The organism is Rugamonas sp. (genome assembly GCF_025354735.1).
In the GTDB taxonomy this organism is placed as follows: Bacteria; Pseudomonadota; Gammaproteobacteria; order Burkholderiales; family Burkholderiaceae_D; genus Rugamonas.
Map to the genome: position 1 here is coordinate 1 of NZ_JANXMI010000304.1, position 12,805 is coordinate 12,805.

General features: G+C 65.5%; 13 protein-coding genes and 2 pseudogenes. 5 read left to right on the top strand and 10 right to left on the bottom strand.

Annotated features, from left to right (window positions below):
* Nucleotides 1-84 precede the first annotated feature (84 nt).
* Nucleotides 85-837 carry an SDR family NAD(P)-dependent oxidoreductase gene (locus Q0S71_RS24980; RefSeq protein ID WP_296001703.1) on the bottom strand — a complete coding sequence of 251 codons (753 nt, stop codon included), beginning with the start codon at nucleotides 835-837 and terminating at the stop codon, nucleotides 85-87.
* 171 nt (nucleotides 838-1,008) lie between these two features.
* Here Q0S71_RS24980 and Q0S71_RS24985 point away from each other — a divergent pair, with 171 nt between their 5' ends.
* A complete protein-coding gene (locus Q0S71_RS24985; protein ID WP_296001705.1) occupies nucleotides 1,009-1,749 on the top strand; it encodes an ABC transporter substrate-binding protein in 741 nt (246 codons plus the stop codon).
* 81 nt (nucleotides 1,750-1,830) lie between these two features.
* Here Q0S71_RS24985 and Q0S71_RS27475 read toward each other — a convergent pair.
* A pseudogene (locus Q0S71_RS27475) lies at nucleotides 1,831-1,974 on the bottom strand (aldehyde dehydrogenase family protein); the annotation flags it as partial.
* A 78-nt stretch (nucleotides 1,975-2,052) separates the two neighbouring features.
* Between Q0S71_RS27475 and Q0S71_RS24990 the strand changes: the two are divergent.
* Nucleotides 2,053-3,525: pseudogene (locus Q0S71_RS24990) on the top strand (catalase).
* Between the two features lie 28 nt (nucleotides 3,526-3,553).
* Here the strand turns inward: Q0S71_RS24990 and Q0S71_RS24995 are convergent.
* Genes Q0S71_RS24995 through Q0S71_RS25005 form a run of 3 tightly spaced genes read right to left on the bottom strand, consistent with a single transcriptional unit; the run spans nucleotide 3,554 to nucleotide 7,239 of the window.
* On the bottom strand, nucleotides 3,554-4,093 hold the full coding sequence (locus Q0S71_RS24995; RefSeq protein WP_296001707.1) for a helix-turn-helix domain-containing protein: 540 nt from the start codon (nucleotides 4,091-4,093) through the stop codon (nucleotides 3,554-3,556).
* Between the two features lie 54 nt (nucleotides 4,094-4,147).
* Nucleotides 4,148-5,761, bottom strand: a complete 1,614-nt coding sequence (locus Q0S71_RS25000) for a winged helix-turn-helix domain-containing protein (RefSeq protein ID WP_296001710.1) — start codon at nucleotides 5,759-5,761, stop codon at nucleotides 4,148-4,150.
* A complete protein-coding gene (locus Q0S71_RS25005) occupies nucleotides 5,758-7,239 on the bottom strand; it encodes a winged helix-turn-helix domain-containing protein (protein WP_296001713.1) in 1,482 nt (493 codons plus the stop codon). The genes Q0S71_RS25000 and Q0S71_RS25005 overlap by 4 nt, the downstream gene beginning before the upstream one ends.
* 239 nt (nucleotides 7,240-7,478) lie before the next feature.
* On the opposite strand from Q0S71_RS25005, the gene Q0S71_RS25010 reads away from it, so the two are divergent.
* On the top strand, nucleotides 7,479-7,673 hold the full coding sequence (locus Q0S71_RS25010; RefSeq protein WP_296001715.1) for a hypothetical protein: 195 nt from the start codon (nucleotides 7,479-7,481) through the stop codon (nucleotides 7,671-7,673).
* Nucleotides 7,627-7,908, top strand: coding sequence for an OsmC family protein (locus Q0S71_RS25015; RefSeq protein ID WP_296001717.1), 282 nt, complete (start codon nucleotides 7,627-7,629; stop codon nucleotides 7,906-7,908). Before Q0S71_RS25010 ends, Q0S71_RS25015 begins: the two co-directional genes overlap by 47 nt.
* 28 nt (nucleotides 7,909-7,936) lie before the next feature.
* On the opposite strand, the gene Q0S71_RS25020 is transcribed toward Q0S71_RS25015, so the two are convergent.
* Nucleotides 7,937-8,671, bottom strand: a complete 735-nt coding sequence (locus tag Q0S71_RS25020) for an isochorismatase family cysteine hydrolase (protein WP_296001718.1) — start codon at nucleotides 8,669-8,671, stop codon at nucleotides 7,937-7,939.
* Between the two features lie 195 nt (nucleotides 8,672-8,866).
* Here Q0S71_RS25020 and Q0S71_RS25025 point away from each other — a divergent pair, with 195 nt between their 5' ends.
* Nucleotides 8,867-9,592 carry a helix-turn-helix domain-containing protein gene (locus tag Q0S71_RS25025; RefSeq protein ID WP_296001720.1) on the top strand — a complete coding sequence of 242 codons (726 nt, stop codon included), beginning with the start codon at nucleotides 8,867-8,869 and terminating at the stop codon, nucleotides 9,590-9,592.
* A 13-nt stretch (nucleotides 9,593-9,605) separates the two neighbouring features.
* Here Q0S71_RS25025 and Q0S71_RS25030 read toward each other — a convergent pair whose 3' ends face one another.
* The 4 genes from Q0S71_RS25030 to Q0S71_RS25045 form a co-directional block, all read right to left on the bottom strand.
* Nucleotides 9,606-10,235 (bottom strand): isochorismatase family cysteine hydrolase, encoded by a 630-nt coding sequence (locus Q0S71_RS25030; protein ID WP_296001722.1) that lies wholly within the window; start codon nucleotides 10,233-10,235, stop codon nucleotides 9,606-9,608.
* 118 nt (nucleotides 10,236-10,353) lie between these two features.
* Nucleotides 10,354-11,055 carry an SDR family oxidoreductase gene (locus Q0S71_RS25035; RefSeq protein WP_296001724.1) on the bottom strand — a complete coding sequence of 234 codons (702 nt, stop codon included), beginning with the start codon at nucleotides 11,053-11,055 and terminating at the stop codon, nucleotides 10,354-10,356.
* Between the two features lie 41 nt (nucleotides 11,056-11,096).
* Nucleotides 11,097-12,362, bottom strand: coding sequence for a cytochrome c (locus tag Q0S71_RS25040; protein ID WP_296001727.1), 1,266 nt, complete (start codon nucleotides 12,360-12,362; stop codon nucleotides 11,097-11,099).
* Between the two features lie 62 nt (nucleotides 12,363-12,424).
* A partial coding sequence (locus Q0S71_RS25045) for a molybdopterin cofactor-binding domain-containing protein (protein ID WP_296001726.1) occupies nucleotides 12,425-12,805 on the bottom strand: 381 nt, incomplete at its 5' end.

Consider the following 12,805-nt stretch of genomic DNA (forward strand, 5'->3'; position numbering starts at 1 on the left):
GGCGCGCCGGGCGTCGACGGCCGTTCGGACGGCTCCCACTGGCGCGGCGTGAAGTCATCATCGTCCGGTTCGTTCATCATGTGCCTAGAACGTCACGCCGCCGCCGACCATGATGTACTGGCCGGTGACCCAGGCCGAGTCGTCGGAGGCGAGGAAAGAGGCCACGGGCGCCACGTCGGCGCCGGTACCGATGCGGCCCAGCGGCGTGTGCGCCACCATGTAGTCGCCGAACTCGCCCTCGGTGATGCCGATGCTGGTCGTGCCTTCGGTGCTGATCATGCCCGGATTGAGGGCGTTGACGCGGATCTTGCGTGCGCCCAGTTCCTTCGACAGCGACACCGTCAACGAATCGACGGCGCCCTTGGTGGCCGAATAGACGACGGCGTTCGGCGTCGACATGCGGCCGACGACGGAGCCGATATTAATGATGGAGCCGCCCGCATCGCCCATCAGCTTGACCGCTTCGCGGCAGGCCATCAGCAGGCCCATCACGTTGAGGTCGAAGTGAACGCGGAAATGCGCTTCGGTCAATTCTTCGAGCGGACCGAACTGGTAGACGCCGGCGTTGTTGACCAGCACGTCAAGCTTGCCGTACTGCTGCTGAACGGCGCCGAACACGCGCACGATGTCGGCCTCCCTGGAGAAATCACCTTGCATCGCGACGGCGTTCCCGCCGGCCGCCTTGATGGCGGCCACGGTGGCGTCGGCGCCGGCGACACTGCTGGAGTAGTTGACGATCACTGTGGCGCCGTCGGCGGCCAGCTGGCGGGCGATGGCCGCGCCTATGCCTTTGGAGGCGCCGCTCACGAGGACGATTTTGTTGGCGAGTTTGCTCATGGTTGCTTCACTTTCGATTTAAGTCAGACCAGAAATGGTTTGCTGCCCAGTCTAACAATCACTTCATATTTTGAAGTAGTTAAATAAAGTAAAAAGATCCGCATCGACCATGGCGCTTGACTTCACCGCCCATAGACTTCAATATCCAAAGTAACTTCGCGAGGTGTCGTCATGGCCGTCTGCCCATCCCCTGTTGCGTGGCTGATCCGCGCAACGCTGCTGTCCACGCTCATAGCCGCCGCCCACGCCGAAACCATGCTGTACGTCGGCAACGTGGCGCCCTACGCCTACCCGGATGGCGCGCCGCGGCGCGGGTTGATGTATGAGCTGATCCACGAAACGGCGCTGCGCGCCGGCCACAGCGGTACGGTCCATGTGGTGCCGCTGCGACGCCAGATCGCAATGCTGCGCACCCAGCGCGATTCGCTTGGATCGATCACCCGCCTGGCGGAACGCGAAATGAATTATTCATGGCCGGTCAAGCTGATGCAGGAACCGATCACGCTCGTCACACGGCGCGACGCCCGCATCGACATCAGCAGCGTCGATGCCGCCAAGGGCTTGCGCATCGGCGTCATGCTGGGCGGACCGGCCGAAGCGCTGGCGCGCCGCATCGGCTTCGCCGATATCCAGACCACCACCAACACCGCCAACAATGTCGCCAAGCTGATGGCCGGCCGCATCGATGCCATCGTCGTGCTCGGCGGTCTGTTCGCCACCGACCAGGCGATGTCCGGCGTAAACGTCGACACCTTGCGCGACGGCGCGGTACTGGGCCGTGTCGATGTCTATTTGGCCGGCGCACCAGGCATGGCGCCGGCCGAAGCGCAGAAATGGACCGCGGCTTTCCAAGCCCTGCGCCGCGACGGCGGCTACCGCCGCATCATGCTGCGCTACCACCACGCCGAATAAGCTTGAGGCTGCGGGCGGCGCGGCGATGGCGTCTGCGCCGTCCGCTTCAGCCCGGCGCCGCGCTGCCCCCCTGACCTGGGTGAATTCCTCGATACCGGCGATGCCCTGCTGCTGACCGACCCCGGACTGCTTGGCGCCGCCGAACCCGACCTCCAGATGCAGCGCCATGTGACGGTTAACCCACACCGTGCCGGTAATCGTTGTTAAGCATTTTTCGGAGGCCACGGCGCTTAACAAGATTAAACAGATAGCCGACAAAAACGCTTCCTATAATCGGCTTTTCCATCACCACCATCGACATCCATGAGTCAGCAAAAACCTTTGACGACCGCCGCCGGCATCCCGCTCGCCGACAATCAGAATTCGCTCAGCGCCGGTCCGCGCGGCCCGCTGCTGCTGCAAGACTTTCATCTGATCGAGAAGCTGCAGCACTTCAACCGCGAGCGCATACCCGAACGCGTGGTCCACGCCAAGGGTTCCGGCGCCTACGGCACCTTCACCGTCACGCACGACATCAGCCGCTACACCAAGGCGCGGTTGTTCAGCCAGATCGGCAAGCAGACCAAGATGTTTGTGCGCTTCTCGACCGTCGGCGGCGAACGCGGCAGCGCGGACACCGAGCGCGATCCGCGCGGCTTCGCGATGAAGTTTTATACGGAGGATGGCAACTGGGATTTGGTCGGCAATAACACGCCGATGTTCTTCATCAACGATCCGATCAAATTCCCCGACTTCGTCCACACCCAAAAACGCGACCCGCACACCAACCTGAAATCGGCCGAGATGATGTTCGATTTTTGGAGCCGCGCGCCGGAAAGCCTGCACCAGGTGACGATGCTGTTCTCGGACCGCGGCACGCCGGACGGCTACCGCCACATGGACGGCTTCGGCAGCCACGCTTTTAGCCTGATCAATGAAAAAGGCGAGACCACCTTCGTCAAATGGCATTTGCGTACGCGCCAGGGCATCCGCAATCTGTCAGCGCAGCAGGCCACGGCGCTGGCCGGCAGCGATCCCGACTACGCGCAGCGCGACCTGTTGCTCGCCATCGCGGACGGCGACTTCCCGCGCTGGGATGTCAGCCTGCAAGTGGCGACCAGGGGTGAACTCGGCGCGTGGGAACAGCGCACCGGCTGGAATCCCTTCGACTTGACGAAGGTATGGCCGCACGCCGACTTCCCGTTGATCCCTGTCGGCACCGTCGAATTGAACCGCAACCCGGCCAACTATCACGCCGAAGTCGAGCAGGCCGCGTTTTCGCCGGCCAACGTGGTGCCAGGCATGGGCTATTCGCCGGACAAGATGCTGCAGGGCCGTCTGTTCGGCTATCACGACGCGCAGCTGTACCGGGTCGGCAGCAACCATCAGCATTTGCAGGTGAACGCGCCGCACTGCCCGACCCACCATCACCAGCGCGACGGCCAGATGGCGATCGCCAATGGCGCGGCGACGCGCAATTACGATCCGGTATAGTCCGAAGGCACGCAGCCGCACGGCTTCGGCCACGGCGACCAGGGCTGGCCGCTGTCCGGGGCCACCGGCCGCTACGATGAACGCGGCGAGGCCGATTACTGGACCCAGGCCGGCAATTTGTTCCGGCTGCTGCCGGGACAGGAAAAGAATAATTTATTCGACAACCTGGCCACGGCCCTGGCGCGCACCAGCGCGCCAACCATGCTGCGCCAGCTGGCCCTGTTCGACCGCGCCGACGCCGCCTATGGCGCCGGCGTGCGGCGGGCGCTGGTGGCGCGCGGCGCGCTGGACGCGGCGCAATAAGCGGGGGCAGCCGCGCGGCGCGGCGCCGTCACGTGCGGGCCTTGGCGGCGCGCCGCTTGGCGGCCTGCTGCTGCGCCTGGAAACCGGCGCGCCGTTCCTCGCGCTCGGCGGCGAAGGTCGGTCCCATGGTCGGCTCGACGTCGTCGAAGGTGAAGGTGGGCTGATCGTCGGGCGGCACTTGCCACAAATGGTCGAGCTCGATGCCGCTTTTTTTATGCACCAGGCGGCACGACGATTCGCCGGGAGGGCAATCGCCCTCCCACTTGCGGCCCCAGCTGCGCAACATCATCAGGATGGGATCGAGTTCCTTGCCTTTGGCGGTGGCGTGATATTCGTAGCGCGGTGGGCGCTCGGTGTACAAGCGGCGCTCGATGATGCCATCTTTTTCCAGCCGCTTCAGCCGCGTCGTCAGCAGGTGCGACGACATGCCGGTCTGCGCCTGCAACTCATCGAAGCGATGGGTGCCCATGCCAAGTTCGCGCAAAATCAGCAGTGTCCAGCGGTCCCCGACCAGGCCCAGCGAGCGGCCGATGGGACAGACACTAGAACTAATTTCATCCCAACTCATCCAGCTACCTTTTTAAATCACCAGTAGCTTCATATTTTACACCTTTAACACGTTTTAACGTGACGGCGGCGAGGTAATAGTGCCGGCAATCGTAGCCGCGGCCGGCGCCTCGGCCGCGACCGCGCCGTCGAGCCGACGCCCCGGCGCCTCCGGGCGCGGATGCCAGCGCGCCGGGAAGCGCTGCTCATCGAGCGAGCCACGCAGCTTTTCGTCGGCATAGGCGCGCGTGCTGTTGAGCAGCCGGTACGGCCGCCCGGGCGTATCCGCCTCGGCCGCGAGGAGCGACTTCGCCACCAGGCTGGCCAGCACCTGCGGCACACACCGGTCCGGCACGAAAACGCAGCTGACCGCGTCCGTGGCGCAATCGAGGCTGAAGCCGCCCTGGAACACGGACAGCCGGCGCAGCACGATTTGCTCCTGTGCCGGCAGACGCCGCACGCCCCAGTCCAGCGCGTCCCACATGGTGCGGTGGCGTTGCAGGCCCGTGCGGCGGCCGTCGGCCAGCAAGTGGAAGCGGTAATCCATCTGGGCCAGAATTTCAGCGATGGTGAATAGTTCGCTGCGCGCGGCCGCCAACTCGATGGCCAGCGGCAAGCCGTCCAGCCGCCGGCACAGCTCGACCAAGGCGCCGACGTCGCGGTCACGCAGCAAGAAGTCACCACGGCGCGCCATCGCTCGCTCGCAGAACAACTGGATCGCCGGATAGTCGAGCGCCGCATCGGCCGTCAATCCAATGGCGCTGGCCGGCAGCGAAAACGGCGCCAGCCGGTGCAGCGTCTCGCCGCGCGCCAGCAAGGGTTCGCGGCCGGTGGCCAGCATCCACAGTTCCGGCAGGCACAGCAACAATTGCGTGGCCAGCGCGGCCGTCTCCTGGCGCCGGCATTCGACGCTGTCGAACAGCAGCAGCGTGCGCCGCCTGCGCAGCTCGCGCAAGAGTGGCCCGATGGCGCCGTCATGACCGGGCTCGTGACCGACGATGTGGGGCAGTCCCAGCGCCGCGGCCAGCGCCTGGATCACGGAACAGCCGTCGCCGAGTCCGCCCAGGTCGACCAAACATACCCGCAGCTGCCATTGCGCCGCCAGTCGCCCCGCCACTTCGCGCGCGACCACGGTTTTGCCGACGCCGGCCGGGCCGACTATCGATTGCAAACGCCGTTGCGGCAATTCGCGCACCAGCCCGGCGATCGTGCCGGCCCGGCCCAGCACCGGCCGGGCCCACGACGTCAGCCACGGCGCCGGCGCCGTCAGCCCTGGCCGGTCCGCCCGCGGCAGATGCGGATCGGGACGCATGGGCGCCGCGCCGTCAGCGGCCGTGTACGCGACGACCGGCGCAACGAAGTTGTAGCCCCTGCCGGGCACGCTGTCGATGTAGTGCAAGCCGTCCCGGCCCGCGTCCAGCACTTTGCGCAAGGCCGACATCTGCACCCGCAGATTGACTTCCTCGACGATGGTCGACGGCCACACGTGAGCCATCAGCTGTTGCTTGCTGAGCGGCGTGCCGGCGTTTTCGACCAGGCAGACCAGCACGTCGAACGCGCGGCTACTCAGGCGCACCGGCCGGCCGTCGCAAGTCAGGCTGCGCGCCAGCGGCACCAGCTCGAAGCGGTGGAAGCGGTAGCCGGCGGCGGCCGGCGCCGCCCTCGCCAGCGATGGCGGCGCCGGCGTCATCGCGCGTGCACCGGCGCCTGCGCGGCGGCGGCGTAGGCCTCCATCGCGCCATCGACGCCGGCCATGCCGAGGCCCTGCTCACCGGCCGCGCACAGCTTTTCAAACATGAAGGTGCGCGTCGTGGTCAGCAGCCGGTAGCGCGTGCCGCCCTCACCCGGCTCGACGTTGACCAGCGACTTGGCCACCAGCGCCATCAGGATGTCGAGGATATCGGCCGGCGCCAGCCGCGTGCAGCGGATCGCCGCCGTCGCATCGGCGATGCTGAAGCTGAGGCGGAACACGGACATGCGGCGCAACACGATCTGCTCACGCAGCGGCAGGCGCTGGAAGGTCCATTCCAGCGACGCCCACAACGTGCGGTGGCGCGCCGGCCGGGGCGCGACGTCGGCCACCAGCATGCAGAAACGGTCGTGACGCTTGTCGAGCAGTTCGTCGATGCCGAACGATTCGATCAGCTCGGCCGCCAGCGCGATCGCCAGCGGCAGGCCGTCAAGCCGCTGGCACAGGGCCGCCAGCGCCGCCGCATCGGCGTCGCGCAGCACGAAGTCTTTCTGACGCGCCCGAGCGCTGCGTTCGAACAGCGCCACCGCCGGATAGCCTTGCACATCGGCCGCGCCCATGCCGGGCCACCGCGGCGGCAGCGCCAGCGGCGGCGGCCGGACGATGCTTTCGCCATGCGCCAGCAACGGTTCGCGGCTGGTCGCCAGCAGGGCCACGCCGGGCACATGCGCCAGCAAGGCGTCGGCCAGCGCGGCCGCCTCCTGGATCTGGTATTCGCAGCTGTCGAGCACAACGAGCAGCGGCCGGTTCGACCAGCCAAGCGCCAGCGCCGCCACGACGTCGCGCTCGGCCATCGGCGCCAGGCCGGCGGCCCGCGCAAGCACGCCCAGCGCCGCGCCGCCGTCGCCCAGCGCGCCGAAATCGATATGGCAGACGCGAAACTCGCCCTGGGCCGCCAGCCGCGCGCCGACCGCCTGCGCCAGCGCCGTCTTGCCGATGCCGCCAGTGCCGACCAAGGAAATGAAGCGCAGCCGCGGCACGTCGGCCGCCAGACGGGCGATCTCGCAGTCGCGGCCCAGCAGCGCCGCCGTTTCGCCGGCGGCCACGGGCGGTGCCTCGAGCACGGCTACCGGCGCGACGAAGCAATAACCTTGGCCCGGCACGTTGTCGATGTAGCGCTGCGACGCGCCGCCGGCGCGCAATACGCCGCGCAGCGCCGAGATATGCACGCGCAGGTTGACCTCTTCGACCACGGTGGTGGGCCAGGCGCGCGCGATCAGGTTGCCGTGCGAGACGACGCTACCGGCCCTTTCGACCAGCGCCGTCAGCAAATCGAAGGCTCGCTTGCTCAGGCGTACCGCGCCGCCCGCGTTGAGCAGGCAACGCTGGGCCGGCATCAGCAGATAGGGGCCGAAGCGGTAATCGCTGCCGGCCAGGGATGGGGGCGCGGCCGCGGCGGGATGAACGGAAACTGTCAAGAATTACCTCGGAACGAAAGGTCAACAATGAGGTGCAGCCGGTGTTTCGGGCAGCCTTTTCCAATACACTTCAAATAATGAAGTTACATCTCGAAGATGTCAAGCGATAAGGACCAACCGTGCGCGGCGGCGCTTGCCACGACAACCGCCGCAGAGTATGCTGGACTTGTAGCTTCAAATTTTAAAGCTTATCGCGCGACCGCCCGCTTCGCGCTATCACCCCACTCAAAGGAACAACCATGAAAGCAAGCGCTCATGCCACTTGGCAAGGCGACTGGAAGCAAGGCGACGGCGCCATTTCGACCACCAGCGCCGTGCTGAAAAACCAGCCTTACAGCTACGCCAGCCGCTTCGACGGCGGCCCCCGGCGCCAGCCCCGAAGAATTATTGGCGGCGGCCCATGCGGCCTGCTTCAATCAGGCGCTGGCGAATAATTTCGGTATGCTGGAACTGGTCGCCCATCACATCGCGACGACGATGAGCGTCGACCTGGGCCAGGACGATCAGGGGCGCCCCGCCATCCAGGGCATCCACGTGACGGTCGAAGCGTCCGTGCCGGGCGCGACGCAGGCCCAGTTTGAACACTGCGCGGGACGGGCGCGGACCAACTGCACACTGTCCAAAATCATCCGCTGCGACATCACGATGGACGCCACGCTGCTCGCCTAGCGCCGCCAAGCCAGCGGGCGGGGGGCTGTTACGGCGGCGGCAGCTTGGTCAGCAGTTCGCTGGTGGTCACGATGGCGTGGGCGAACATCGGGGCGTTGGTCCTGGCGGCGCGCATGCCCTCTTCGTCAAAGGCGGCGACGGCGTCGCTGACCAGCGTGACGTGGTAACCCATTTCCATGCCGTAGCGGCCGGTCGCCTCGATGCAGCTGTTGGCGATCACGCCGACCAGGATGATCTTGCGGATCCCGTGCTGCTTCAACTCAAAGTCCAGGTCGGTATTCGAAAAACCGTTTTGTGCGTAATGCTCGCGAATCACGATGTCGCCCTTTTTCGGGCCGAACTCGGGATTGAATTCGCCGCCCCAGGTGCCGGCTTCGAATGCCTTCATTCCATGCGTCTTCTGCTCGAACAGGTTGACGTTCTGCCAGCCGGGATAGTCCGAACCGTCTGGCAACGAACGATGGTGCGGCAGCACAAACACCTGGATGCCGGCGGCGCGCGCGGCCGGGATAATCTGGCGCAGGTGCTCAAACATGGCGGAGGCGTCGGCCGTCGGCTTGATGGTGTCGTACAACTTGCCGCCCTTGGTCATGAAGTCGTTGTAGGGATCGACGATCAACAAGGCAGTGCTGCTGGCGTGGTAGCCGTCGGCGGCGGCCGTGGCCGGTGCGGCGGCGGTGATCGCCACGGCGGGGCCGGCGGCAGCGGCGCCGAACGCCAGGACCAGGGCGCCGGCGACGGAGAGGTAAGGCCATGATTTCATAACGGCTCCTTGAACAATGAAATGGATTAATACCGGCAAAGGACAGCCGAATTATAACTTCAATTTTTGAAGTATATAGAAATATTAAATCTGCGCCGCGTGACAAAGCGCGCCATGCCTTTGATCCATTGTCACTTTTCGCCGCCGGTTAAACGATGTTAAGCGTGTAAAATATGGCTTCTTGGGGAGGGCACGATGAGTTGGGATGAAAACTGCGACAGTCTATGTCCGGTCGCGCGGTCGCTGTTGATGGTCGGCGACCGTTGGACCATGCTGATCCTGCGCGAGCTGGCGATGGGCATGCACCGCTTCGACGAGCTACAGGCACAGACCGGCATGTCGTCGCACCTGTTGACGCTGCGTCTGAAACGCATGCAACAGGATGGCGTCATCGAACGGCGCCAGTATCTGGAGCGGCCGCCGCGCTACGAATATCACACGACGAAAATGGGCAAGGACCTCGATCCCTTGCTGATGATGCTGCGCACCTGGGGACGGACGTGGTTACGCGATTTGCCAGAGGGCGAGCCGGCGGTGAAGCTGGTGCACAAAGCCAGCGGCGTCGAACTCGACGACCTGTGGCAAATTCCCGGCGGCGGGCGCGACTTCACCTTCGACGATTGCGACGCGACCATCGGCCCGGCCTATGCCGCCGAACGCGAACGCCGGCGAGTGGCCTTCCAGAACGGGACGCCGATGGCCAAGGCGCGCAAGGATGGCGCCAAGGCCAAGGCGGCATTGACGGCCGTCGCCGCGCCGAAACGCAAGACCGCCATCAAGACAGCCAAGCCGGCCAGCGAAACTCCACCGACGGCCCAGGTGGCCGCCGTCAAGACAAAGCCGGCCAAGGTCACCACCGTCAAGACAAAAAAAGCTTCCGTCCCGGCCGCGGCCGCCGGCAGGGCGCGCCGCGCCGCCTGAGCGGAAGCTTTTATCAGGCGGCCGGTTTGGCGACCGCCGCCAGCATCGTATCGACCGTCAGCACTTCGTGGCCGAATGTTGGATAGGAAATCTCCAGCGCGGCCTTGTGGGCTTCCGGCGTGAACTCGGCGACGGCATCGGTCAGGAAGGTGACGTGGTAGCCGGCTTCGGTGGCGTGGCGCGCCGTGCCTTCGACGCAGGTTTGCGAGGTCAGGCCGGCGAAGATCAGCTTTTCAATGCCACGGGCTTTCAGCTTCTCGTCCAGGTCGGTGCCTATGAAGCCATTGAACGTGCGATGGCGGCTCGACACGATGTCGCCCGGCTGCGGACGGAACAGCTCGAAAAAGTCCGAACCCTTCTCGCCTTCCCAGAACACCTGATGTTCCATCGCGTATTGCATACGCACCGGTACGTATTTGACGTCGTCGAAACTGTGCTCGTGCAGGCCATGCGGCGCGTAAGCGATCTGCAGGCCGGCGGCGCGGGCGCCGGCGATCAAACGGGTCAGGTTGGCGATCAGGTCGACCTTTTCCAGCTGGTCCTTGATATTGGCGTGCACCTTGCCGTCCGGTGCCAGGAAGTCATTGAGCACGTCCACGAGCAACAGCGCGGATTTGTCGGTTGGGTAGTGAGGATTGGTCATGATATTCCTAAATATAAGGTTAAATGTCGGCGCCGCCAACGGCGGAGCTCTTGGAACTATGCCGCCCGGACCGTGGCCCCGGCGGCAGGTGCTGCGATAATTTCAATGCCGGCGCCGCTCACGCCGCTCCGAGGTACACACCGTGCGGCAGCGATAATCCGGCCTTTGCCTTACGCGTGATCTCGTCGATCAGCACTTCGAGGCCGCCCTGCTCCAACGCTTCCAGCGTGGCGGCCGCGACCGTGTGCGGACTGGTCTTGGCGACATCGAGATGGCTGGCCATGTCGGTGTCCATGAAGGCCATGTGTACCGCGACAACCTGGGTACCCTGCTCGCGCAACTCGTTGCGCAAGCCGTTCGTCATCGACCATGCCGCCGCCTTCGACACGCAGTAGGTGGCGCTGCCTGGCACGCTAATCCAGCTCAACACCGACAGCACGTTGACGATGGCGCCCCCGCCATTCGCCTTCAGCGCGGGCGCGAAGGCACGGGCCAGGCGCAGCGGGCCGAACAGGTTGGTGTCGAGCTCATCGCGCGCGGCCGATTCCGCATGGTCCGCCATCAGGCCGACGCGACGGGCGATGCCGGCGTTGTTGATCAGCAGTGTCAGGTCGGGGATAGCGGCCGCCGCCGCCGCGACCTGGGCCGCGTCGGTGACGTCGAGCCGCAGCGGCACCACGCCGGGCAGCGTGATGTCGGCCGGATCACGCGCCGCCGCATAGACTTTTTTGGCGCCCCCGGCAAGCAGCGCCTGGGCGTAGGCGAGGCCCAGGCCCCGATTGGCGCCGGTGACCAGCACCACGGCATCTTTGATTTTCATATCTCGTCCTCTTAAAAAATAAAATGGCAGCCGGCGCCGGTTCAGCGCGTCGCTGGCGTTTCCTTGCGTACCTTTGCCACCTGTTGCGCCGTCACCGGCGGCGCGCCGTTGTTCCAGCCGGTCCGGATGTAGCTGACGGCGTCGGCCACTTGCTGATCGTTGAGCAGCTTGCCAAAAGCAGGCATCGGATACGGCTGCGGAATACCGCCGATCACGATATCGCGCGTGCCGTTGAGCGTCACGTTGATCAGCGACGAGGCATGCGTGTCGATCACGGTCGGATTGCCTGCCAGCGGCGCCAGCAAGGGCGCGTGACCGCGCCCATCGGCGCCATGGCACTGCATGCAGTAGACGCGGTAGACCTTGGCGCCGTCGCCCGCGCCCTTATCGGATGCGACGACATTCTTCCGCTGCGTCACGGAGACCGCGCCGGCTATCGATTTCAGGTAGTGCGCCACCGCCGCCAGATCACGCTCACTGAAGAACTGCGTGCTGTTGTTGATGACGTCGGTCATCGAGCCATAGGCCGACGCGTGCGGGTTGGCGCCGGTGCGCAGGAAGGCTTGCAGCTCCGCCTCGCTCCAGCGGCCCAGGCCGGCGCGTGGGTCGCCGACCAGGCTGGACGCATACCAGCCATCGAGTGCGGCGCCGGCGAGGAAGGCCGAGCCGCCCTCGTCCAGCGCTTGTTCCTGAAAGCCGACGCCGCGCGGCGTGTGACAAGAGCCGCAATGGCCCAGCCCCTGCGCCAGATACGCACCGCGGTTCCACTCGGCGTCCTTGGCCGGCTTGGCCTGGTACGGCGTGCGGTCGAGGAAGAGCATATTCCAGACCTTGAGCGGCCAGCGCTGGTTCAGCGGAAAGCCGATGGCCGACTCGCGGTTCGGCTGCCGCACTGCCGGTACACCGCGCATGAAATACGCGTACAGCGCCCTCACGTCGGCATCGCTGACTTTCGCATAAGAGGGATACGGCATGGCCGGATATAGGTTGTGGCCGTCCCTGGCCACGCCACGCCGCAATGCGCGCTCGAAGTCCTGCTCGCTCCAGCCGCCGATGCCAGTCAGCTGATCGGGGGAAATATTGGTCGAGTAGATCGTACCAACCGGCGTCTTCATCGGCAGGCCGCCCGCGTAGGCTTTGCCGGCCGGAGTCGAGTGGCAGGCGATACAGTCACCTAGCTTGGCCAGATAGGCGCCCCGCACGATCAACTCGGCATCCGGCAAGCCGGTCGGCGCAGGCAGGCTCGCATGCGCCGGTTGCGCCGCTTGTACCGCCTGAGTCGCTGGCGTTGCGTGCGCATCCAGCATTGAGCACAACAACCAGGACATCAGGGCCGGCTTGAACAAAGTCTTCAATTTCATCGCTATCCTCATATGCTCTGCAACTGGCGGCCGATCGGCAGTACGCGCACGCGCTTGCCGACGGCGGCGTGGATGGCGTTGGTCAGCGCCGGCGCCAAAGCGGCGGTGCCGGGTTCGCCGATGCCGCCGGGCGCCTCGGCGCTGGCGACGATGCGCACCGTGATCGGTGGAGCCTGGTCGATGCGCAGCATGCGGTAGTCGTGGAAATTCGACTGCTCGGCGCGGCCGTCACGGATGGTGATCTCACCATATAGCGCGGCCGTCAAGCCGAAGATCACGCCGCCCTGAATTTGCGCCTCGACCGTGTCCGGATTGACCACCATGCCGCAATCGACCGCGCAGTTGACGTGCCGCACCGTCACTTCGCCATCGGCGTCGACCGCCACCTC